Source organism: Streptomyces sp. BJ20 (assembly GCF_022869105.1).
Classification (GTDB): domain Bacteria; phylum Actinomycetota; class Actinomycetes; order Streptomycetales; family Streptomycetaceae; genus Streptomyces; species Streptomyces griseoincarnatus.
The window spans coordinates 4,967,019-4,989,915 of sequence record NZ_CP094918.1 but is presented as its reverse complement, the minus strand read 5'-3'; the positions used below and the strand labels follow the sequence as shown (position 1 = coordinate 4,989,915).

20 protein-coding genes are annotated in these 22,897 nt (G+C 71.6%); 17 read left to right on the top strand and 3 right to left on the bottom strand.

Going from position 1 to position 22,897, the window contains the following annotated elements; genetic code table 11:
- Positions 1-122 precede the first annotated feature (122 nt).
- Positions 123-2,321 carry an elongation factor G-like protein EF-G2 gene (locus MTR79_RS22490; RefSeq protein ID WP_244791859.1) on the bottom strand — a complete coding sequence of 733 codons (2,199 nt, stop codon included), beginning with the start codon at positions 2,319-2,321 and terminating at the stop codon, positions 123-125.
- Between the two features lie 255 nt (positions 2,322-2,576).
- On the opposite strand from MTR79_RS22490, the gene pgsA reads away from it, so the two are divergent.
- The 15 genes from pgsA to relA all read left to right on the top strand — a co-directional run bounded on the left by pgsA (position 2,577) and on the right by relA (position 18,289).
- Positions 2,577-3,302 (top strand): phosphatidylinositol phosphate synthase, encoded by a 726-nt coding sequence (pgsA, locus tag MTR79_RS22485; protein WP_086698831.1) that lies wholly within the window; start codon positions 2,577-2,579, stop codon positions 3,300-3,302.
- Positions 3,299-4,228 carry a phosphatidylinositol mannoside acyltransferase gene (locus MTR79_RS22480; protein ID WP_086698832.1) on the top strand — a complete coding sequence of 310 codons (930 nt, stop codon included), beginning with the start codon at positions 3,299-3,301 and terminating at the stop codon, positions 4,226-4,228. The genes pgsA and MTR79_RS22480 overlap by 4 nt, the downstream gene beginning before the upstream one ends.
- Positions 4,225-5,388 (top strand): glycosyltransferase family 4 protein, encoded by a 1,164-nt coding sequence (locus MTR79_RS22475; protein WP_086698834.1) that lies wholly within the window; start codon positions 4,225-4,227, stop codon positions 5,386-5,388. Before MTR79_RS22480 ends, MTR79_RS22475 begins: the two co-directional genes overlap by 4 nt.
- A 531-nt stretch (positions 5,389-5,919) precedes the next feature.
- Positions 5,920-6,462, top strand: coding sequence for a membrane protein (locus MTR79_RS22470; RefSeq protein ID WP_048458197.1), 543 nt, complete (start codon positions 5,920-5,922; stop codon positions 6,460-6,462).
- A 136-nt stretch (positions 6,463-6,598) separates the two neighbouring features.
- Complete coding sequence (gene pdxS / locus MTR79_RS22465; RefSeq protein WP_048458196.1) at positions 6,599-7,510, top strand: pyridoxal 5'-phosphate synthase lyase subunit PdxS; 912 nt, start codon at positions 6,599-6,601, stop codon at positions 7,508-7,510.
- On the top strand, positions 7,510-8,115 hold the full coding sequence (gene pdxT, locus MTR79_RS22460; RefSeq protein ID WP_048458195.1) for a pyridoxal 5'-phosphate synthase glutaminase subunit PdxT: 606 nt from the start codon (positions 7,510-7,512) through the stop codon (positions 8,113-8,115). Before pdxS ends, pdxT begins: the two co-directional genes overlap by 1 nt.
- 48 nt (positions 8,116-8,163) lie before the next feature.
- Entirely contained in the window at positions 8,164-8,916 is a 753-nt protein-coding gene (locus MTR79_RS22455; protein WP_033275074.1) for a YebC/PmpR family DNA-binding transcriptional regulator, read from the top strand.
- A gap of 106 nt (positions 8,917-9,022) precedes the next feature.
- Positions 9,023-9,601, top strand: coding sequence for a crossover junction endodeoxyribonuclease RuvC (gene ruvC / locus MTR79_RS22450; protein WP_244791858.1), 579 nt, complete (start codon positions 9,023-9,025; stop codon positions 9,599-9,601).
- Positions 9,598-10,203, top strand: coding sequence for a Holliday junction branch migration protein RuvA (gene ruvA / locus MTR79_RS22445; RefSeq protein WP_086698838.1), 606 nt, complete (start codon positions 9,598-9,600; stop codon positions 10,201-10,203). The genes ruvC and ruvA overlap by 4 nt, the downstream gene beginning before the upstream one ends.
- 74 nt (positions 10,204-10,277) lie before the next feature.
- Positions 10,278-11,348, top strand: coding sequence for a Holliday junction branch migration DNA helicase RuvB (ruvB, locus tag MTR79_RS22440; RefSeq protein WP_048458192.1), 1,071 nt, complete (start codon positions 10,278-10,280; stop codon positions 11,346-11,348).
- Between the two features lie 165 nt (positions 11,349-11,513).
- Positions 11,514-11,996: a preprotein translocase subunit YajC gene (gene yajC, locus MTR79_RS22435; protein WP_086698840.1), complete on the top strand. Its 483-nt coding sequence runs from the start codon at positions 11,514-11,516 to the stop codon at positions 11,994-11,996.
- Between the two features lie 135 nt (positions 11,997-12,131).
- Positions 12,132-13,904 (top strand): protein translocase subunit SecD, encoded by a 1,773-nt coding sequence (gene secD, locus MTR79_RS22430; RefSeq protein WP_086698841.1) that lies wholly within the window; start codon positions 12,132-12,134, stop codon positions 13,902-13,904.
- Positions 13,905-13,907: 3 nt separating this feature from the next.
- Positions 13,908-15,023: a protein translocase subunit SecF gene (secF, locus tag MTR79_RS22425; RefSeq protein ID WP_086698843.1), complete on the top strand. Its 1,116-nt coding sequence runs from the start codon at positions 13,908-13,910 to the stop codon at positions 15,021-15,023.
- Positions 15,020-15,568 carry an adenine phosphoribosyltransferase gene (locus MTR79_RS22420; protein WP_086698845.1) on the top strand — a complete coding sequence of 183 codons (549 nt, stop codon included), beginning with the start codon at positions 15,020-15,022 and terminating at the stop codon, positions 15,566-15,568. The genes secF and MTR79_RS22420 overlap by 4 nt, the downstream gene beginning before the upstream one ends.
- A gap of 192 nt (positions 15,569-15,760) precedes the next feature.
- Positions 15,761-18,289 (top strand): GTP pyrophosphokinase, encoded by a 2,529-nt coding sequence (gene relA / locus MTR79_RS22415; protein ID WP_048458187.1) that lies wholly within the window; start codon positions 15,761-15,763, stop codon positions 18,287-18,289.
- Positions 18,290-18,365: 76 nt separating this feature from the next.
- On the opposite strand, the gene MTR79_RS22410 is transcribed toward relA, so the two are convergent.
- Positions 18,366-19,595, bottom strand: coding sequence for a DUF349 domain-containing protein (locus MTR79_RS22410; RefSeq protein ID WP_086698847.1), 1,230 nt, complete (start codon positions 19,593-19,595; stop codon positions 18,366-18,368).
- Positions 19,596-19,732: 137 nt separating this feature from the next.
- Positions 19,733-20,554 carry a peptidylprolyl isomerase gene (locus tag MTR79_RS22405; protein WP_086698849.1) on the bottom strand — a complete coding sequence of 274 codons (822 nt, stop codon included), beginning with the start codon at positions 20,552-20,554 and terminating at the stop codon, positions 19,733-19,735.
- Between the two features lie 183 nt (positions 20,555-20,737).
- Between MTR79_RS22405 and MTR79_RS22400 the strand changes: the two genes are divergently transcribed.
- Positions 20,738-21,448: an MBL fold metallo-hydrolase gene (locus MTR79_RS22400; protein WP_086698850.1), complete on the top strand. Its 711-nt coding sequence runs from the start codon at positions 20,738-20,740 to the stop codon at positions 21,446-21,448.
- 11 nt (positions 21,449-21,459) lie between these two features.
- Positions 21,460-22,722 carry a histidine--tRNA ligase gene (hisS, locus tag MTR79_RS22395; protein WP_048458183.1) on the top strand — a complete coding sequence of 421 codons (1,263 nt, stop codon included), beginning with the start codon at positions 21,460-21,462 and terminating at the stop codon, positions 22,720-22,722.
- Positions 22,723-22,897 lie beyond the last annotated feature (175 nt).

Sequence of the window (22,897 nt, the reverse complement as noted above, 5' to 3'; positions counted from 1 at the left end):
CCGCCGTCCGCCGGGGGTCGTTCCAAGCCGTTCTCAGGTACGGGGAAGGTGTCGCGGAGTGAAGCGGAAGCGCGACCGCGCACACGGGCGCCCGCCGGAGCGACCGGCGGGCGCCCGGCGCGTCAGGAGGCCGCGTGCGCCTCCCCCTTGACCCGTTCCGCGACCTGCGGCGGCATCGGTTCGTGGCGGACGTAGCGGCGGCTGAAGCGTGCGGTGCCGTGCGACAGCGACCGCAGGTCGACGGCGTACCGGCCGATCTCGATCTCCGGCACCTCCGCCCGGATCAGCGTGCGCCCGCCGGGCGACTGCTCGGTGCCCAGGACCCGGCCGCGGCGTCCGGACAGATCGCTCATCACGGCGCCCACGTAGTCGTCGCCGACCAGCACGGACACCTCGGCCACCGGCTCCAGCAGATGGATCTTCGCCTCCGCGGCGGCCTCCCGCAGCGCCAGCGCGCCCGCCGTCTGGAACGCCGCGTCGGAGGAGTCCACCGAGTGGGCCTTGCCGTCCAGCAGCGTCACCCGCACGTCGACGAGCGGATGCCCCGCCGCAACTCCCTTCCGCGCCTGCGCCCTTACGCCCTTCTCCACCGACGGGACGAACTGCCGCGGCACGGCGCCGCCGACGACCTTGTCCACGAACTCGACGCCCGAGCCGTTCGGCAGCGGCTCCACCTCGATCTCGCAGATGGCGAACTGCCCGTGTCCGCCCGACTGCTTGACGTGCCGGCCGCGTCCCGACGCCCTGCCGCCGAACGTCTCCCGCAGCGACACCCGGTGCGGCACCACGTCGACCTGTACGCCGTAGCGGCTGCGCAGCCGCTCCAGCGCCACGTCCGCGTGCGCCTCGCCGAGACACCACAGCACCACCTGGTGGGTGTCCTGGTTCTGCTCGAGCCGCATCGTCGGGTCCTCGGCCACCAGTCGCGAGAGCCCCTGGGACAGCTTGTCCTCGTCGGCCTTGCTGTGCGCCTCGATGGCCAGCGGCAGCAGCGGGTCGGGCATCTCCCACGGTTCCATGACGAGCGGGTCGTCCTTCGCGGACAGGGTGTCCCCGGTCTCCGCGCGGGACAGCTTCGCCACGCACGCCAGGTCGCCCGCGATGACGTGCGACACGGGCCGCTGCACCTTGCCGAACGGCGTGGACAGCGCGCCGACCCGCTCGTCCACGTCGTGGTCCTCGTGGCCCCGGTCGGTCAGGCCGTGCCCGGAGACGTGCACGGTCTGGTCGGCGCGCAGCGTCCCGGAGAAGACCCTGACCAGCGACAGCCGGCCCACGTAGGGGTCGGACGACGTCTTCACGACCTCCGCGACCAGCGGGGCGTCCGGGTCGCACGGCTTCAGCTCGCGCGGCCTGCCGTCCAGCGTGGTCACCTGCGGGGTGCCGTGCTCCAGCGGGGTGGGGAAGCCGTTCGTGATCAGGTCGAGCAGTTCCACCGTGCCGAGTCCCTGGCGGGCTCCGGGGGCGGCGGGCGCGGCGGCCAGGACGGGGAAGAAGACGCCCCGCGCCACCGCGCGTTCCGCGTCGTCGATCAGCGTCTTGACGTCGACGTCCTCACCGCCGAGGTAGCGGTCCATGAGGGTCTCGTCCTCGCTCTCGGAGATGATCCCCTCGATCAGCCGGCCGCGCGCCTCCTCGATCAGCGGCACCTGGTCCCCGACCGGCTCGTGCGCCACGCGCTCGCCGCCGGCGTAGTCGAACAGCTTGCGCGTCAGCAGCCCGATCAGCCCGGTCACCGGCGCGTGCCCGTCAGGACCCTCGGGGCCGCGCAACGGCAGATACAGCGGCAGGACCGCGTCCGGGTCGTCCCCGCCGAAGGTCTCCGCGCAGATCCGGTTCATCTCCTCGAAGTCGGCGCGGGCCGCCTCCAGGTGCGTGACGACGATCGCGCGCGGCATGCCGACCGCCGCGCACTCGTCCCACACCATCCGGGTCGAGCCGTCCACGCCGTCCGCGGCCGAGACGACGAAAAGGGCCGCGTCCGCCGCTCGCAGACCGGCCCTGAGCTCCCCGACGAAGTCGGTGTAGCCGGGGGTGTCCAGAAGGTTGACCTTGATGCCGTTCCACTCCACCGGCACCAGGGAGAGCTGCACCGAACGCTGTTGCCGGTGCTCGATCTCGTCGTGGTCGGAGACGGTGCCGCCGTCCTCCACGCGGCCCGCCCGGTTCACCGCCCCCGCGGTCAGCGCGAGGGCCTCCACCAGCGTCGTCTTGCCCGATCCGGAGTGGCCGACCAGCACCACGTTCCGTACGGACGTGGGACGGTCGGCCGCCTGTGCCCTGCCGGCGGCTCCGGGGTGTGTGTGCGCCTTGTCGCCCATGATCCTGCCTCCCGTGCACGGTGAGGTCACTGTGGGCGCGGACCCGTGGAAGCCTTCCCCGGACCCCGTCCGGGGGCATCGCCTGCGGTGCGGCTCCGGCGGCGCCCGCGGTCCTTCGAGCTTTCCACTCCCGTCACGGCGCGTCCATACGAGGGACGTGATCCCCGCCGCGGCCCCGGGCCCCGGCGACGCTCCGCGCGCCCCGTGCGCGGCGGTGCGGGTGCCCCGCAGCCACGCCCGCGCGCGGTGACTACGATGGGCCCGCCGGTGGCCAGCAGGGGCCACACGGCCACACCGACCGTCGGGAAGGCCATGCTGAACAAGTACGCGCGTGCATTTTTCACGCGTGTCCTCACACCGTTCGCCGCGTTTCTCATCCGGCGGGGGGTCAGCCCCGACACGGTCACGCTCATCGGCACCGCGGGCGTGGTGGCCGGCGCGCTGGTGTTCTATCCGCGCGGCGAGTTCTTCTGGGGCACGGTCGTCATCACGCTGTTCGTGTTCTCCGACCTGGTCGACGGCAACATGGCCCGCCAGCTGGGCCGTTCCAGCCGCTGGGGCGCCTTCCTCGACTCCACCCTGGACCGGGTCGCCGACGGCGCGGTCTTCGGCGGTTTCGCCCTCTGGTACGCGGGCTCCGGCGACGACAACGTGCTGTGCGCGGTGTCGATCTTCTGCCTCGCCAGCGGCCAGGTGGTGTCGTACACCAAGGCGCGCGGCGAGTCGATCGGGCTGCCGGTCGCCGTCAACGGGCTGGTGGAGCGGGCCGAGCGGCTGGTGATCTCCCTTGTGGCCGCCGGACTCGCGGGCCTGCACGCGTTCGGGGTGCCCGGCATCCAGTACCTCCTGCCGATCGCCCTGTGGGCGGTCGCCGTCGGCAGCCTCGTCACGCTGATCCAGCGCGTGGTCACCGTGCGCCGCGAATCCGCCGAGGCGGAGGCCGCCGAGCAGCATGCGCAGGGGAGCGAGGCCGCCCAGTGAGCGCCCAGGAGCGGCTCACCGACGCCCTGTACGGCGCGGGCTGGGGCACCGTGAAGAAGCTGCCCGAGCCGGTCGCCGTGCGCCTCGGGAGGACCATCGCCGACGTGGCCTGGAAGCAGCGCGGCAAGGGCGTGCTGCGGCTGGAGAGCAACTACGCGCGCGTGGTGCCCGACGCGGGCCCCGAGCGGCTCGCCGAGCTGTCCCGCGCGGGGATGCGGTCCTACCTGCGGTACTGGATGGAGTCCTTCCGGCTGCCCGCCTGGAGCCCGGAGCGCATCGCCGACTCCTTCACCCCGAAGGACCTGCACCATCTCACCGAGGGCATGGCGGCCGGCAAGGGCGTGATCCTCGCGCTGCCGCACCTCGCCAACTGGGACCTCGCCGGCGCCTGGGTCACCACCCAGCTCGGCATGCCGTTCACCACTGTCGCCGAGCGCCTGAAGCCGGAGACGCTGTACGACCGGTTCGTCGCCTACCGCGAGGGCCTCGGCATGGAGGTCCTCCCGCACAGCGGCGGCTCCGCCTTCGGCACGCTCGCCCGGCGCCTGCGCGACGGCGGCCTGGTCTGCCTGGTCGCCGACCGTGACCTGTCCGCGTCCGGCCTCGAGGTGAGTTTCTTCGGCCACGCCGCCCGCATGCCCGCCGGGCCCGCCCTGCTGGCCCAGCACACCGGCGCGCGGCTGCTGCCCGTGACCCTCTGGTACGACAGGCCGCCCGTGATGCAGGGCCGGGTCCACCCCCCGGTGGAGGTTCCCGCGTCAGGTACGCGCGCCGAGAAGACGTCTGTGATGACACAGGCGCTGGCCGACGCCTTCGCCACGGGAATCGCCGAACATCCGGAGGACTGGCACATGCTGCAGCGCTTGTGGACCGAGGACCTCGACCCCGCGCACGCCCCCGGGCGCGACCGGGAGGGCACGGCGTGAGGATCGGCATCGTCTGCCCGTACTCCTGGGACGTCCCGGGCGGCGTCCAGTTCCACATCCGCGACCTGGCCGAGTACTTCATCCGCCAGGGGCACGAGGTGTCCGTCCTCGCCCCGGCCGACGACGACACCCCGCTGCCCCCGTACGTCGTCTCCGCGGGCCGCGCGGTGCCCGTGCCGTACAACGGCTCGGTGGCCCGGCTGAACTTCGGATTCCTGTCCGCCGCGCGGGTACGGCGCTGGCTGCACGACGGCTCCTTCGACGTGGTGCACATCCACGAGCCGTCCTCGCCCTCCCTGGGGCTGCTGACCTGCTGGGCGGCGCAGGGCCCGCTGGTGGCGACCTTCCACACCTCCAACCCGCGCTCCAAGGCGATGATCGCCGCGTACGCCATCCTCCAGGCCGCCCTGGAGAAGATCAGCGCGCGGATCGCCGTGAGCGAGTACGCCCGCCGCACCCTCGTCGAGCACCTCGGCGGCGACGCGGTGGTCATCCCCAACGGTGTCGACGTCGACTTCTTCGCCAAGGCCGAGCCCAGGCCCGAGTGGCAGGGCGACACCATCGGCTTCATCGGCCGCATCGACGAGCCCCGCAAGGGCCTGCCGGTGCTGATGCGGGCCCTGCCGAAGATCCTCGCCGCCCGCCCGCGGACCCGGCTGCTGGTGGCCGGGCGCGGCGACGAGGAGGAGGCGGTCGAGTCGCTGCCGGAGGAGCTGCGGTCCCGCGTGGAGTTCCTCGGCATGGTCAGCGACGAGGACAAGGCGCGGCTGCTGCGCAGCGTGGACCTGTACGTGGCGCCCAACACGGGCGGCGAGAGCTTCGGCATCATCCTGGTCGAGGCGATGTCGGCGGGGGCGCCGGTGCTGGCGTCCGACCTGGACGCCTTCGCCCAGGTTCTCGACCAGGGCGCGGCCGGCGAGCTGTTCGCCAACGAGGACGCGGACGCGCTCGCCGAGGCGGCGGTGCGGCTCCTGGGGGACCCCGGGCGCCGCGAGGAGCTCCGCGCGCGGGGCAGTGCGCACGTGCGCCGCTTCGACTGGTCCACGGTCGGCGCGGACATCCTCTCCGTCTACGAAACGGTCACCGCGGGCGCGGCGGCGGTCGCCACGGACGACAGGGCGACGGGCCTGAGGGCCCGGCTGGGCCTGGCGCGGGACTGAACGCCCTGAAGGGGCGCGGGGAACTGCGCGACCGGCCCCCGACGGGCTGCACCCGGCGTACGAGGATGCGAGGCACTCTCTAGGCCGCGGGTACGGCGCGGAACGCGAGGCCCGCTGGAGGGGTGCCGCCTGCGCCCGCCCGTGCCGCCCCGAGCGGCACGGCTGCCCGCAGGCGGCGGCGTCCCAAGGGGCGCGGGGAACTGCGCGCTCAGCCCCCGACGGGCTGCACCCGGCGTACGAGGATGCGTGGCACCCCGTTAGCCGCAGGTACAGCGCTGGACGCGAGGCCCGCTGGAGGGGTGCCGTCTGCGCCCACCCGTGCCGCCCCGAGCGGCACGGCTGCCCGCAGGCGGCGGCGTCCCAAGGGGCGCGGGGAACTGCGCGCTCAGCCCCCGACGGGCTGCACCCGGCGTACGAGGATGCGTGGCACCCCGTTAGCCGCAGGTACAGCGCTGGACGCGAGGCCCGCACGCGGCGGGGGTGCAGCCCCAGGGACAGCACCCGGCCGTGCCGGTACTAGCCTTGCCGCCCGTGACCCCAACCCTCATCTGGATCCTCGTCGTCCTCGTCGCCGTCGGGCTGTATCTGAGCTGGACGGCCGGGCGGCTGGACCGGCTGCACGCCCGGATCGACGCCGCCCGTGCCGCGCTCGACGCGCAACTGCTGCGCCGCGCCTCCGTGGCGCAGGAACTGGCCACCTCCGGAGTGCTCGACCCCGCCGCCTCGATCGTGCTGTACGAGGCCGCGCACGCGGCCCGGCAGGCCGTGGAGGAGCAGCGGGAGGTCGCCGAGAGCGAGCTGAGCCAGGCGCTGCGGGCGGTGTTCGCCGACGCCCAGCAGGTGGACGCGGTCCGGGAGGCGCCCGGGGGAGAGGAGGCCGCCCTCGAGCTCGCCGAGGCCGTCCGCAGGGTGCCGATGGCCCGCCGCTTCCACAACGACGCCGTGCGGGCCGCCCGCGCGCTTCGGCTGCACCGCAAGGTGCGCTGGTTCCGGCTGGCCGGACACGCCGCGTTCCCGATGGCGTTCGAGATGGACGACGAGCCGCCGGCGGCGCTGATCGAGCGGGCCGCCTGACAGCGGTTTCCGGCCACCCGGCACGCGGCCCCCGACCGAAAACGAGCCACCGGCTCGTCATTGGCCCTTGCTGTGGCCTGCTCCGGTCACGTTTCCTCAGTGCTGCAGAATCCCCCTCACCTCAGCGAGGTCATTCGTGTCCAGCACGCTCTCCGAAAACCAGGGTCCCGAGACCGGCACCGCGCGCGTGAAGCGCGGCATGGCCGAGCAGCTCAAGGGCGGCGTGATCATGGACGTCGTCACGCCGGAGCAGGCGAAGATCGCCGAGGACGCGGGCGCCGTCGCCGTCATGGCCCTGGAGCGCGTCCCGGCCGACATCCGCAAGGACGGCGGTGTGGCCCGTATGTCCGACCCGGACATGATCGAGGGCATCATCGACGCCGTGTCCATCCCGGTGATGGCGAAGTCCCGCATCGGCCACTTCGTCGAGGCCCAGGTTCTCCAGTCGCTCGGCGTCGACTACATCGACGAGTCCGAGGTCCTCACCCCGGCCGACGAGGTCAACCACTCCGACAAGTGGGCGTTCACCACCCCCTTCGTCTGCGGCGCCACCAACCTGGGCGAGGCCCTGCGCCGCATCGCCGAGGGCGCCGCGATGATCCGCTCCAAGGGTGAGGCCGGTACCGGCAACGTCGTCGAGGCCGTCCGCCACCTGCGCCAGATCAAGAACGAGATCGCCCGCCTGCGCGGCTACGACAACCACGAGCTGTACGCCGCCGCCAAGGAGCTGCGCGCCCCGTACGAGCTGGTCAAGGAGGTCGCCGAGCTGGGCAAGCTGCCCGTCGTGCTGTTCTCCGCCGGCGGTGTGGCCACCCCGGCCGACGCCGCGCTGATGCGCCAGCTGGGCGCCGAGGGCGTCTTCGTCGGCTCCGGCATCTTCAAGTCCGGCGACCCCGCCAAGCGCGCCGCGGCCATCGTGAAGGCGACCACCTTCTACGACGACCCGAAGATCATCGCGGACGCGTCCCGCAACCTCGGCGAGGCGATGGTCGGCATCAACTGCGACACCCTGCCCGAGACCGAGCGCTACGCCAACCGGGGCTGGTGATGACCGCTCCCGTGATCGGGGTGCTCGCACTCCAGGGCGACGTACGGGAGCATCTGACGGCCCTGGCCGCGGCGGACGCCGTGGCCAGGCCCGTCCGCCGCCCCGAGGAGCTCGCCGAGGTCGACGGCCTGGTGATCCCGGGCGGGGAGTCCACCACGATCTCCAAACTGGCCGTGCTCTTCGGCCTGATGGAGCTCCTGCGCGCCCGCGTGCGCGCCGGCATGCCCGTCTACGGCACCTGTGCCGGCATGATCATGCTCGCCGACAAGATCCTCGACCCGCGCTCCGGGCAGGAGACCGTCGGCGGCATCGACATGATCGTGCGCCGCAACGCCTTCGGACGGCAGAACGAGTCCTTCGAGGCCGCCGTCGAGGTCAAGGGAGTCTCCGGGGAACCCGTCGAAGGGGTCTTCATCCGCGCCCCGTGGGTGGAGTCCGTCGGCGCGTCCGCCGAGGTGCTCGCCGAGCACGGCGGACACATCGTCGCGGTCCGCCAGGGCAACGCGCTGGCCACCTCGTTCCACCCGGAACTGACCGGGGACCACCGGGTGCACCGGCTGTTCACCGACATGGTGCGGGCGTACCGGCGGGGCGAGTCCTTGTAGGATTCCTGCGTTCGTTGCAGAGATGGGTTACGCGAAGGAGACAGGCAGATGTCCGGCCACTCTAAATGGGCCACGACGAAGCACAAGAAGGCCGTGATCGACGCCAAGCGCGGCAAGCTCTTCGCGAAGCTCATCAAGAACATCGAGGTCGCGGCCCGGATGGGCGGAGCCGACCCCGAAGGCAACCCGACGCTGTACGACGCCATCCAGAAGGCGAAGAAGCAGTCGGTGCCCAACAAGAACATCGACTCCGCGGTCAAGCGCGGTGCGGGCCTCGAGGCCGGCGGCGCCGACTACGAGACGATCATGTACGAGGGCTACGGCCCCAACGGCGTCGCGGTGCTCATCGAGTGCCTCACCGACAACCGCAACCGCGCCGCCTCGGACGTGCGCGTCGCGATGACCCGCAACGGCGGCTCCATGGCCGACCCGGGTTCGGTGTCGTACCTGTTCAACCGCAAGGGTGTGGTGATCGTCCCCAAGGGCGAGCTGTCCGAGGACGACGTCCTCGCCGCCGTGCTCGACGCGGGTGCCGAGGAGGTCAACGACCTCGGTGAGTCCTTCGAGGTGCTCAGCGAGGCCACCGACCTGGTCGCCGTGCGCACCGCGCTGCAGGACGCCGGCATCGACTACGAGTCCGCCGACGCCAACTTCGTCCCGACCATGCAGGTCGAGCTGGACGAGGAGGGCGCCAAGAAGATCTTCAAGCTCATCGACGCGCTGGAGGACAGCGACGACGTGCAGAACGTCTTCGCCAACTTCGACGTCAGCGACGAGATCATGGAGAAGGTCGACGCCTGACGCGTCTCGGGGCGGCGGGCCGACGGGACACACCCCGTCGGCCCGCCGCTTTGTCGGCGGCACCCGATAGCCTGCACAAACAGGTGATCGAGCAAGGGGGCGACGCGTGCGCGTGCTGGGGGTGGACCCGGGGCTGACCCGGTGCGGTGTCGGCGTCGTCGAAGGGGTCGCGGGACGCCCCCTGACCATGCTCGGCGTGGGAGTCGTCCGCACGCCCGCCGACGCCGACCTCGGGCACCGTCTGGTCGCCGTCGAGCAGGGCCTGGAGCAGTGGCTCGACGAGCACCGTCCGGAGTTCGTCGCCGTGGAGCGCGTCTTCAGCCAGCACAACGTGCGCACGGTGATGGGCACCGCCCAGGCCAGCGCCGTCGCCATCCTCTGCGCCTCCCGCCGCGGCATCCCCGTCGCCCTGCACACGCCCAGCGAGGTCAAGGCCGCCGTCACCGGCTCGGGCCGCGCCGACAAGGCCCAGGTCGGGGCCATGGTGACCCGCCTGCTGCGGCTCGACGCGCCGCCCAAGCCGGCCGACGCCGCCGACGCCCTCGCGCTCGCCATCTGCCACATCTGGCGCGCCCCCGCCCAGAACCGCCTCCAGCAGGCCGTCGCCGCCCACGCGGCGCGGACCCCGCCGACCACCTCCCGGGCCCCCGCGGCCCGCCACGCATCGAAAGGCCGTACGGCATGATCGCCTTCGTCAGCGGCACGGTCGCCGCCCTCACCCCCGACACCGCGGTGGTCGAGGTCGGCGGCGTCGGCATGGCCGTCCGGTGCACGCCGGACACGCTGTCCACCCTCCGCGTCGGCCGGCCCGCGAAGCTCGCCACCTCCCTCGTCGTCCGCGAGGACTCCCTCACGCTGTACGGCTTCGCCGACGAGGACGGCCGCCAGGTCTTCGAGCTGCTCCAGACCGCCAGCGGCGTCGGCCCCCGGCTCGCCCAGGCCATGCTCGCCGTGCACAGCCCCGACGCCCTGCGCCGCGCGGTGGCCACCGGCGACGAGAAGGCAATGACCGCCGTCCCCGGCATCGGAAAGAAGGGCGCCCAGAAGCTCCTCCTCGAACTGAAGGACCGGCTCGGCGAGCCCACCGGCGCCCCCGCCGTCGGCGCGCCCGTCACCTCCGGGTGGCGCGACCAGCTGCACGCCGCCCTCATCGGACTGGGGTACGCGACCCGTGAGGCCGACGAGGCCGTGGCCGCGGTGACCCCGCAGGCGGAGGCCGCCGAGGGCGCCGTACCGGTGGGGCAGCTGCTCAAGGCGGCCCTCCAGACGCTGAACCGCGCCCGATAGACCGCAGACCGCGACCGCCGCCCGCCGGCCCGCGACCGCGCCCGAGTCCGTACGGAGAGCTGAGGCACACGCACATGAACTGGGACGACACGAACGACACCGCCGCCTCCGAGCGGCTGGTGGAATCGGTCGCCGACCGCGAGGACCAGGCCGTGGAGGCCGCGCTGCGCCCCAAGGACCTGGGCGAGTTCATCGGCCAGGAGAAGGTCCGCGAGCAGCTCGACCTGGTGCTGCGCGCCGCCCGCGCCCGCGGCGCCACCGCCGACCACGTGCTGCTCTCCGGTGCCCCCGGCCTCGGCAAGACCACCCTCTCCATGATCATCGCGGCCGAGATGGAAGCCCCCATCCGCATCACCTCGGGCCCCGCCATCCAGCACGCCGGCGATCTCGCGGCCATCCTCTCCTCCCTCCAGGAGGGCGAGGTCCTCTTCCTCGACGAGATCCACCGGATGTCGCGGCCCGCCGAGGAGATGCTGTACATGGCGATGGAGGACTTCCGCGTCGACGTGATCGTCGGCAAGGGCCCCGGCGCCACCGCCATCCCCCTGGAGCTGCCGCCCTTCACCCTGGTCGGCGCCACCACCCGGGCCGGCCTGCTGCCGCCCCCGCTGCGCGACCGCTTCGGCTTCACCGCGCACATGGAGTTCTACGAGCCGGGCGAGCTGGAGCGCGTCGTCCACCGCTCGGCGGCCCTGCTCGACGTGGAGATCGACGCCGAGGGCGCCGCCGAGATCGCCGGACGCTCCCGCGGCACGCCCCGCATCGCCAACCGCCTGCTGCGCCGGGTCCGGGACTACGCACAGGTCAAGGCGGACGGCCGGATCACCCAGGACGTCGCCGCCGCGGCCCTCGCGGTGTACGAGGTGGACGCCCGGGGCCTGGACCGGCTGGACCGGGCGGTGCTGGAGGCGCTGCTGAAGCTGTTCGGCGGCGGTCCGGTCGGCCTGTCCACGCTCGCCGTCGCGGTGGGGGAGGAGCGTGAGACCGTGGAGGAGGTGGCCGAGCCCTTCCTGGTGCGGGAGGGGCTGCTCGCCCGTACCCCGCGGGGACGGGTGGCGACGCCCGCGGCATGGTCGCACCTCGGCCTCACGCCGCCGCGCTCGCAGGCCGCCGGAAGCGGACAAGGGGACCTGTTCGGGGCGTGACGGCGAGCACGCTGGCCCGGGCAGGAACCCCGGTGCCATGCTGAGCGTTGTTCCCTTGGTGCGGACTCGCTTAGACTCCGCCGATGCCGCCCTTGTCGGCGGCAGCACATACCCCCAACCATCAGGCCGTTCACCATCGCGGTCGTGTGAAGGAAGTTCCGACCCGTGAGTCTCCTGACCCTCCTCCCGTTCATTGTGCTCATCGGGGCCATGTTCCTGATGACCCGGTCGGCCAAGAAGAAGCAGCAGCAGGCCATCGAGATGCGGAACCAGATGCAGCCCGGTTCCGGCGTCCGCACGATCGGGGGCATGTACGCCACGGTCAAGGAGGTCAGCGAGGACACCGTCCTCCTCGACGCCGGGCCGGGCGTGGAGCTGCTGTTCGCCAAGAACTCGATCGGTGCCGTCCTGACCGACGAGGAGTACAACCGGATCGTGCACGGCATCGAGCACGACCTGCAGTCCGACGCCGACGTCGTCCCCGACGACGCCTCCTCCCTCACCGAGGCCGACGACGTTTCCGACGCTGCCGCCGACTCCGACGACGCGCCTGTCGACCTCGGCAAGAAGGACGCGGACGACGAGCCCGCCGACGCCACGGCGGACACGCGCGCGAAGAAGTCCGACGGCGACTCCGACGCGAAGTAGCCGCGTTCCTGGGCGCGCGGGTGAGGCCCGCGCGCCCAGGATCATGCCCGGCTCGCACGGGATCATCCCGACACCATGTCATGGCCGCCGGCCTCCCGACCGGGGACGAGGCGGCCCGAGAGGGAGTTCGAGAAGGTGGCAGCACTCAAAAAGGGACGGAACGCGAGCGCCACAAGCAAGCCGTGGCGCTCGCTGGCTCTGATCCTGATCGCCATCGTGGCGCTCACCGGGGGGATGTTCGCCTCCGGTCACACCACTCCGCGTCTCGGTATCGACCTGGCCGGCGGAACGAGCATCACGCTGGCAGCGGTCCCCGAGGCGGGCCAGGAGTCCGCGATCAACAAGACCAACATGGACACCGCGGTCTCCATCATGGAGCGGCGTGTCAACGGTCTGGGCGTCTCCGAGGCCGAGGTCCAGACGCAGGGCGACCGCAACATCATCGTCAACATTCCCAAGGGCACGAATTCCAAGCAGGCCCGGGAACAGGTCGGCACCACCGCCAAGCTCTACTTCCGTCCCGTGATCGCCACCGAGCTGGCCGGGGGCGGCGCCGCCCCGCAGCCCAGCGGGACCGGCGAGCCCTCCGCCGATCCCTCCGGCGACAAGGCCGGCGACAAGGCGACGGACGGCGCGAGCCAGGAGGCCACCGACGGCTCCTCGGCGTCCGCCGACCCCTCGGCGAGCGCCACCACCCAGGGCCGCGCGGTCACGGACGCCCTGAAGGCCGACGAGAGCCCGGCCGCCACGGACGAGGCCGGCCCCTCCCCGTCCGCCACGGGCGGCGCCGCCGACCCCGACGCCAAGCTCCAGGAGGCGTACGCCAAGCTCGACTGCACCAAGGAGAGCGTCCGCGCCACGGCCGGTGACGGCGCCAAGGCCACCGACCCCACCGTCGCCTGCGGCCAGAACTCCCAGGGCCAGTGGCAGAAGTACATCCTCGGCCCGGCCGCCGTCGACGGCACCGACGTCGACGAGGCCGACGCCGTCCTGAACACCACCTCCGGCGCCGGCTGGACCGTGACCATGAAGTTCACGGGCGAGGGCTCCAAGAAGTTCGCCGACATCACCGGCCAGCTCGCGCAGAAGCAGTCCCCGCAGAACCAGTTCGCGATCGTTTTGGACGGCGAGGTCGTCTCCGACCCGTACGTCCGGCAGGCCCTGACCGGCGGCAACGCCGAGATCTCCGGCAACTTCACGCAGCAGTCGGCGCAGGACCTGGCCAACATGCTGTCCTACGGCGCCCTTCCGCTGACCTTCCGTGAGGACAGCGTCACCACCGTCACCGCCGCCCTCGGCGGCGAGCAGCTCCAGGCCGGTCTGATCGCCGGCGCCATCGGCCTCGCGCTGGTGATCCTGTACCTGCTCTTCTACTACCGCGGTCTGTCGTTCATCGCCATCGCGTCGCTGCTGGTCTCCGCGGCCCTCACCTACGTGATCATGTCGCTGCTCGGCCCGACCATCGGCTTCGCGCTGAACCTGCCGGCCGTCTGCGGCGCCATCGTCGCCATCGGCATCACGGCGGACTCGTTCATCGTCTACTTCGAACGGGTCCGGGACGAGATCCGTGAGGGCCGTTCCCTGCGCCCCTCCGTGGAGCGGGCCTGGCCGCGCGCCCGGCGCACCATCCTGGTCTCCGACTTCGTGTCCTTCCTCGCCGCCGCGGTGCTCTTCGTGGTCACCGTCGGCAAGGTGCAGGGCTTCGCGTTCACCCTGGGTCTGACCACTGTCCTCGACGTCGTGGTGGTGTTCCTCTTCACCAAGCCGCTGCTGACGCTGATGGCCCGCCGCAAGTTCTTCGCGAGCGGCCACAAGTGGTCCGGTCTCGACCCGAAGGCGCTGGGCGCGAAACCGCCGCTGCGCCGCACCCGTCGTCCCTCCGCCCCTGCCCAGACGAAGGAGGCGTGAGAGATGTCGAAGCTCGGCACCCTCGGCGCCCGACTCCACCACGGCGAGATCGGCTACGACTTCGTCAAGAACCGCAAGATCTGGTACGGCATCTCGATCCTCATCACCATCACGGCCATCGTCGGCCTGGCGGTGCGCGGCCTGCACATGGGCATCGAGTTCCAGGGCGGCGCGGTCTTCACCACCCCGAAGAACACGAGCGTCTCGGTGTCCACCGCCGAGGGCTACGCGGAGGACGCCTCCGGCCACGACGCCATCGTCCAGAAGCTCGGCGACGGCAGCATGCGCATCCAGGTCGCGGGCATCGACACCAAGACCTCGGACACCATCAAGGAGCGGCTCGCCGACGACCTCAAGGTCGACGCCGAGAAGATCAACGCCGAACTGGTCGGTCCCAGCTGGGGCGAGCAGATCGCCAACAAGGCCTGGCAGGGCCTGGGGATCTTCCTGATCCTGGTGGTGATCTATCTGGCGATCGCCTTCGAATGGCGGATGGCCCTCGCCGCGTTCGTCGCGCTGATCCACGACATCACCATCACGGTCGGGATCTACGCCCTCGTCGGCTTCGAGGTCACCCCCGGCACGGTGATCGGTCTGCTCACCATCCTCGGCTACTCGCTGTACGACACGGTGGTCGTCTTCGACAGCCTCAAGGAACAGACCAAGGACATCACCAAGCAGACCCGCTGGACGTACAGCGAGATCGCCAACCGGTCGATCAACAGCACCCTGGTGCGGTCGGTCAACACCACGGTGGTCGCGCTGCTTCCGGTGGCGGGCCTGCTGTTCATCGGCGGCGGCGTCCTCGGCGCCGGCATGCTGAACGACATCTCCCTGTCGCTGTTCGTCGGCCTCGCCGCCGGTGCGTACTCCTCGATCTTCATCGCCACCCCGCTCGTCGCCGATCTCAAGGAGCTCGAGCCGGCCATGAAGAGCCTGAAGAAGCGCGTACTGGCCAAGCGCGCCCACGGCGGCGACCCGGACGAGGGCCGGGACGCCCCGGGGAGCGACGACGAGTACGACGAGCCCGCCGGCGTCGCGGCGGCGGTCGTCGGGCCTCGTAACCAGCCCGCGTCCCGTACCCGTGGCCGCGGCCGACCCTCGGGGAAGCGCCGATGAGCGACCACGCCGACCTGTCCGGCCTGCTGCTGAGCCGCATCCGGGACGTGGCGGACTACCCGGAGCCGGGCGTGATGTTCAAGGACATCACCCCGCTCCTGGCCGACCCCAAGGCCTTCGACGCGCTCACCGGCGCCCTCGTGGACGTCGCCCACCGGGCGGGCGCCACCAAGGTCGTCGGCCTGGAGGCCCGCGGGTTCATCCTCGGCGCCCCGGTCGCGGTCCGCGCCGGCCTGGGCTTCATCCCCGTCCGCAAGGCGGGCAAGCTCCCCGGCGCCACCCTCAGCCAGTCGTACGACCTGGAGTACGGGTCGGCCGAGATCGAGGTCCACGCGGAGGACCTCGGCGCCGAGGACCGCGTCCTGGTCGTCGACGACGTCCTGGCCACCGGCGGCACCGCCGAGGCGTCCCTCCAGCTCATCCGCAGGGCGGGCGCCGAGGTCGCGGGCCTCGCCGTGCTGATGGAGCTCGGCTTCCTCGGCGGCCGTGCCCGGCTGGAGCCCGCCCTCGCCGGCGCCCCGCTGGAGGCGCTGCTCAGGGTCTGAGGACCCCGGGGCGCCCGAGACGGCCCCTGGAAACACCACGCAGGCGGACCCGGAGGAATCCGGCGTCCGCCTCGTGCGTTTCTCCTGTTGACCGTCCTCACACCGCTCCGGAGACGATCGGCGGGCCCGGGCTCGCTACCATGGGGTCTCCGGAGCCTGACCGGGGACCCGGATCGCGCACGAGGAGCCCTCTTGCCAGACGAGGCCCAGCACCTGACCGCCGCCAAGCCCGAGCCCGCCTCGGCCCCGGCGGCCAAGCCCGCGCCGGACACGCCCCAGGCGAAGAACGACACCCGCGGGCCGGTCCAGCGTGCCCAGGCGGCTCCCGTGGACAAGCCCGAGCAGCCGGGCCCCAAGCCGTCCCCTCCCGAGCGCTCCGCCGCGTCCCTGGCCCGTCCCAACACCGGCCAGCCCCGCTCCGGCTCCTCCAACCGCGTCCGTGCCCGCCTGGCCCGGCTCGGCGTCCAGCGGGCCAACCCGTACAACCCGGTGCTGGAACCGCTGCTGCGGATCGTGCGCGGCAACGACCCCAAGATCGAGAACGCCACGCTCCGTCAGATCGAGAAGGCGTACCAGGTCGCCGAGCGCTGGCACCGGGGCCAGAAGCGCAAGAGCGGCGACCCGTACATCACGCACCCGCTCGCGGTGACCACCATCCTCGCCGAGCTCGGCATGGACCCGGCCACGCTGATGGCCGGACTGCTGCACGACACGGTCGAGGACACCGAGTACGGCCTGGAGGACCTGCGCCGCGACTTCGGTGACGTGGTCGCGCTGCTCGTCGACGGCGTCACCAAGCTGGACAAGGTCAAGTTCGGCGAGGCCGCCCAGGCCGAGACCGTGCGCAAGATGGTCGTCGCCATGGCCAAGGACCCCCGCGTCCTGGTCATCAAGCTCGCCGACCGCCTGCACAACATGCGCACCATGCGCTACCTCAAGCGCGAGAAACAGGAGAAGAAGGCGCGCGAGACTCTCGAGATCTACGCGCCGCTCGCCCACCGCCTGGGCATGAACACCATCAAGTGGGAGCTGGAGGACCTCGCCTTCGCGATCCTCTACCCCAAGATGTACGACGAGATCGTCCGCCTGGTCGCCGAGCGCGCCCCCAAGCGCGACGAGTACCTCGCCATCGTCACCGACGAGGTGCAGCAGGACCTCAGGTCCGCCCGCATCAAGGCGACCGTCACCGGCCGCCCCAAGCACTACTACAGCGTCTACCAGAAGATGATCGTCCGCGGCCGTGACTTCGCGGAGATCTACGACCTGGTGGGCATCCGCGTCCTCGTGGACACCGTCCGCGACTGCTACGCGGCCCTCGGCACGGTGCACGCGCGATGGAACCCGGTCCCCGGCCGGTTCAAGGACTACATCGCGATGCCCAAGTTCAACATGTACCAGTCGCTGCACACGACGGTCATCGGGCCCGGCGGCAAGCCCGTCGAGCTGCAGATCCGCACGTTCGACATGCACCGCCGCGCCGAGTACGGCATCGCCGCGCACTGGAAGTACAAGCAGGAGGCCGTCGCCGGCGCCTCCAAGATCCGCACCGACGCGCCCAAGTCGTCCGGCAAGAGCAAGGACGACCATCTCAACGACATGGCGTGGCTGCGTCAGCTCCTCGACTGGCAGAAGGAGACCGAGGACCCGGGCGAGTTCCTGGAGTCGCTGCGCTTCGACCTGTCCCGCAACGAGGTCTTCGTCTTCACGCCCAAGGGTGACGTCATAGCGCTGCCCGCCGGCGCCACCCCCGTGGACTTCGCGTACGCGGTGCACACCGAGGTCGGCCACCGCACCATAGGCGCCCGGGTCAACGGCCGTCTGGTGCCGCTGGAGTCGACCCTCGACAACGGCGACCTGGTGGAGGTGTTCACCTCCAAGGCGGCCGGCGCGGGCCCCTCCCGCGACTGGCTCGGCTTCGTGAAGTCGCCCCGCGCCCGCAACAAGATCCGCGCCTGGTTCTCAAAGGAACGCCGCGACGAGGCCATCGAGCAGGGCAAGGACTCCATCGTCCGCGCCATGCGCAAGCAGAACCTGCCGATCCAGCGCATCCTCACCGGCGACTCCCTCGTCACGCTGGCGCACGAGATGCGCTACTCGGACATCTCCGCGCTGTACGCGGCGATCGGCGAGGGGCATGTCTCCGCGCAGAACATCGTGCAGAAGCTGGTGCAGGCCCTCGGCGGCGAGGAGGCGGCCACCGAGGAGATCGACGAGTCCGTCCCGCCGACCCGCAGCCGCCGCAAGCGCCGCTCGAGCGCCGATCCGGGCGTCGTCGTCAAGGGCGTCGAGGACGTGTGGGTCAAGCTGGCCCGCTGCTGCACGCCGGTGCCCGGCGACCCGATCATCGGCTTCGTCACCCGCGGCAGCGGCGTCTCGGTCCACCGCAGCGACTGTGTGAACGTCGACTCGCTGTCCCGTGAGCCGGAGCGGATCCTCGAGGTCGAGTGGGCGCCCACCCAGTCCTCGGTGTTCCTCGTCGCCATACAGGTCGAGGCGCTCGACCGCTCCCGGCTGCTGTCGGACGTCACGCGCGTGCTGTCCGACCAGCACGTCAACATCCTGTCCGCGGCCGTGCAGACGTCCCGCGACCGGGTCGCCACCTCCCGTTTCACCTTCGAGATGGGCGACCCCAAGCACCTGGGTCACGTCCTGAAGGCCGTACGCGGCGTGGAGGGCGTCTACGACGTCTACCGCGTCACCTCGGCCCGCAACCGCGGCTAGGCAGCGCGCGGAGCGCACGGAAGGGGCCGTCGTACCCGAGGTACGGCGGCCCCTCCGTCGTGTCCGTCGGCCGGCCTCAGCCGCCGAACTCCTGGAGACCCTTCAGGGCCTGGTCCAGCAGGGCCTGGCGGCCCTCCAGCTCGCGCTCCAGCTTCTCCGCCCTCGCGGAGTTGCCCTGCGCGCGGGCCTGCTCGATCTGGCCCTTCAGCTTGTCCACGGCGGCCTGCAGCTGACCGGTCAGACCCTCGGCCCGGGCACGGGCTTCCGGGTTGGTCCGGCGCCACTCGGCCTCCTCGGCCTCCTGGATCGCGCGCTCCACGGCGTGCATCCGGCCCTCGACCTTCGGGCGGGCGTCCCTCGGCACATGGCCGATGGCCTCCCAGCGCTCGTTGATCTGACGGAACGCGGCCCTGGCGGCCTTGAGATCCGCGATCGGCAGCAGCTTCTCCGCCTCGCCGGCCAGCTCCTCCTTGAGCTTCAGGTTCTCCGCCTGCTCGGCGTCACGCTCCGCGAACACCGAGGAACGGGCCGCGAAGAAGACGTCCTGGGCGCCGCGGAAGCGGTTCCACAGCTCTTCCTCGTGCTCGCGCTGGGCCCGTCCCGCGGCCTTCCACTGCGCCATCAGGTCGCGGTACCGGGCCGCGGTCGGGCCCCAGTCCGTCGACCCCGACAGCGCCTCGGCCTCGGCGACCAGCTGCTCCTTGATCCGGCGGGCCTCCTCGCGCTGCGCGTCCAGCTGCGCGAAGTGCTGCTTGCGCCGCTTGGAGAACGCCGACCGCGCGTGCGAGAACCGGTGCCACAGCTCGTCGTCGGACTTGCGGTCCAGCCGCGGCAGACCCTTCCAGGTGTCCACCAGGGCCCGCAGCCGCTCACCGGCCGCCCGCCACTGGTCGGACTGCGCCAGCTCCTCGGCCTCGGTGACCAGCGCCTCCTTGGCCTGCCGCGCCTCCTCGGACTGCCGGGCCCGCTGTGCCTTGCGCTCCTCGCGACGCTTGTCGACCAGCTCCACGAGCTTGTCCAGCCGGACCCTGAGGGCGTCCAGGTCGCCGACCGCGTGATGGGCGTCCACCTGCTCGCGCAGGTGGTCGATCGCGGCCATGGCGTCCTTGGACGACAGGTCGGTGGTCCTCACCCGCTTCTCGAGGAGGCCGATCTCGACAACCAGGCCCTCGTACTTGCGCTCGAAGTAGGCCAGCGCCTCGTCAGGGGAGCCGGCCTGCCAGGAACCGACGACCTTCTCGCCGTCGGCCGTACGCACGTACACGGTCCCCGTCTCGTCGACGCGGCCCCACGGGTCGCTGCTCACAGCGCCTCCTCCACATGATGCCGTCGAGGGGCCTGTGCGCTCCCCCGGGCATCGTCCACAGTTTCGTCACGGCCAACATAGGCGACCGACGGGACGCCTGTCCGCATCCCGCGCGACCGAAATTACGCAGTTGGGGCTCAGGATGCGGTGACGGTCGCCTTGTCGATCACGACCGTCGCGTTGGGCGCCCCGTCGCCCGCCCCGGTGCTCTCCCCGGCGTCGGCGATCTTCTTCAGGACCTTCAGGCCCGCGTCCGAGACGGTACCGAACGGTGTGTAGCTGGGCGGAAGCTGACTGTCCTCGTAGACCAGGAAGAACTGGCTGCCGCCACTGTCCTTCTGCCCGGTGTTGGCCATCGCCACCGTGCCCGCCGGGTAGGTGTTGTTCTTGAGGCTCGCGTCCTTCAGGTTCTCGTCCGGGATCGTGTAGCCGGGACCGCCGGTGCCCGTGCCCGTGGGGTCGCCGCACTGCAGGACGTAGATGCCGTTGGTGGTGAGCCGGTGGCACTTGGTGTGGTCGAAGTAGCCCTTGTTCGCGAGGAAGTTGAACGAGTTGACCGTGTGCGGGGCCGCCGACGCGTTCAGCGCCACGTCGATCGTCCCGCAGGTGGTCTCGAGCGTCATCGTGTACTTCGCCGACTCGTCGATCGACAGCGCCGGCTCCTTCTTCCACGTCTGCTTCTCGACCTCGCCCGCGGCCGGCTTCTCGCACGGGTCCGGGGCCTTGCCCGTCTCCTCGGCCTCCGGCGTGACCTCCGCGGCCGCGTTGGTCTTGTCGTCGTCCTGCTTGAGCACCCCCGTCGTGTACAGCGCGAGGCTGCCGATCAGGGTCACACCGAGCACCGACGCGATGACCGCGTTGCGGACCCGCGACTTGCGCCGCGCCTCGGTACGCCGCTGCTGCTGCCGCAAGAACTTCTCCCGGGCGAGCTGACGCCGCCGCTGCTCCTGGCTGACCACCGGGTTCTCTCCTCATGCGTCTCGTGTGCCGGCCGGTACGCGTGCGTGCGTGCGGTGAGCCGACCGCCTGCGTGTGCCCCGTACCGTATATGGGTTCGCTGAGGAATCGGCAGCGCCGGTAGGCTCTGACCACGGGCGCAGCCCGTCGCAAGCCTCCCGTACCGACACAAACGAAGGACGATCGTGCTCATTGCCGGGTTCCCCGCCGGAGCATGGGGGACGAACTGTTATCTCGTCGCCCCCGCCGCCGGTGAGGAGTGCGTGATCATCGACCCGGGCCACCAGGCCGCCGACGGTGTGGCGGAGGCGGTCCGCAAGCACCGGCTCAAGCCCGTCGCCGTCGTCCTCACCCACGGCCACATCGACCATGTCGCCTCGGTGGTCCCGGTCTGCGGCGCGCACGACGTGCCCGCCTGGATCCACCCCGACGACCGGTACATGATGAGCGACCCGGAGAAGGGCATAGGCCGGGCCATCGGCATGCCGCTCATGGGGGAGCTGACGGTGGGGGAGCCGGACGACGTCAAGGAGCTCACCGACGGCGCCGCGCTGAAGCTGGCGGGTCTGGAGTTCTCCGTCGCGCACGCCCCGGGCCATACCAAGGGGTCGGTGACCTTCAACCTCCCCGAGTCGGCCGACATCCCGCCGGTCATGTTCTCGGGCGACCTGTTGTTCGCCGGCTCCGTCGGACGCACCGACCTGCCCGGCGGTGACATGGCCGAGATGCTCGACTCGCTGGCCCGCGTGTGCCTGCCGCTCGACGACTCGACCGTGGTGCTGTCCGGACACGGCCCCCAGACCACCATCGGCCAGGAGCGCGCCACCAACCCGTATCTGCGGCAGGTGGCCGCCGGCCCGGGAGCCCCGACCGAGGCTCCCCGACGAGGAATGTGACGAGTACTTCCGTGAGCACCTTCAAGGCACCCAAGGGCACTTACGACCTGCTGCCGCCCGATTCCGCCAAGTACCTCGCCGTGCGCGAGGCGATCGCCGCCCCCTTGCGCGGCTCCGGCTACGGCTACATCGAGACGCCCGGCTTCGAGAGCGTCGAGCTGTTCGCGCGGGGCGTCGGCGAGTCCACCGACATCGTCACCAAGGAGATGTACGCCTTCGAGACCAAGGGCGGCGACCGGCTCGCCCTGCGCCCCGAGGGCACCGCCTCCGTGCTGCGCGCCGCCCTGGAGGCCAACCTGCACAAGGCGGGCAACCTCCCCGTCAAGCTCTGGTACTCCGGCTCGTACTACCGCTACGAGCGCCCCCAGAAGGGCCGCTACCGGCACTTCTCGCAGGTGGGCGCCGAGGCGATCGGCGCGGAGGACCCGGCGCTCGACGCCGAACTGATCATCCTGGCGGACCAGGCGTACCGCTCCCTGGGCCTGCAGAACTTCCGCATCCTGCTGAACAGCCTGGGCGACAAGGAGTGCCGTCCCGTCTACCGGGAGGCGCTGCAGACCTTCCTGCGCGGCCTGGACCTGGACGAGGACACCCTGCGCCGCGCGGAGATCAACCCCCTGCGCGTCCTGGACGACAAGCGGGAGTCGGTGCAGAAGCAGCTCACCGGCGCGCCCCTGCTGCGTGACTACCTCTGCGACGCCTGCAAGGCGTACCACGAGGAGGTGCGTGAGCTGGTCACGGCGGCGGGCGTGGTCTTCGAGGACGACCCCAAGCTCGTGCGCGGCCTGGACTACTACACCCGCACGACCTTCGAGTTCGTGCACGACGGCCTCGGCTCCCAGTCCGCGGTGGGCGGCGGCGGCCGCTACGACGGCCTGTCCGAGATGATCGGCGGCCCCGCGCTGCCGTCCGTCGGCTGGGCGCTCGGCGTCGACCGCACGGTGCTGGCCCTGGAGGCGGAGGGCGTCGAGCTCGAACTGCCCGCCACCACCAGCGTGTTCGCCGTGCCGCTCGGCGACGAGGCCCGCCGGGTGCTGTTCGCGAAGGTCACCGAGCTGCGCAAGAACGGCGTGGCCGCGGACTTCGCCTACGGGGGCAAGGGCCTCAAGGCCGCGATGAAGGCTGCCAACCGCTCGGGCGCGCGGTACGCGTTGATCCTCGGCGAGCGCGACATCGAGCAGGGCGTGGTCCAGCTCAAGGACCTGGAGTCCGGTGAGCAGAGCGCGGTCGGCATGAACGAGATCGTGGCGGAGCTCGAGTCAGGCCTCGGCTGAGACGTCCCGTCCCGGGCGCCGTGTCCCCTTCCGAGGGGGCCCGGCGCCCGCGTCGTCAACGGCACGGATCCTGGTCCCACCCCGGCGGGGGACCCCAGGTCGGACGCGTGTGCGGGACCCTGGGTGGACCGGCCGAAACCCTTACCCTGGGTCGAACACCCGTACGTCCTTATGC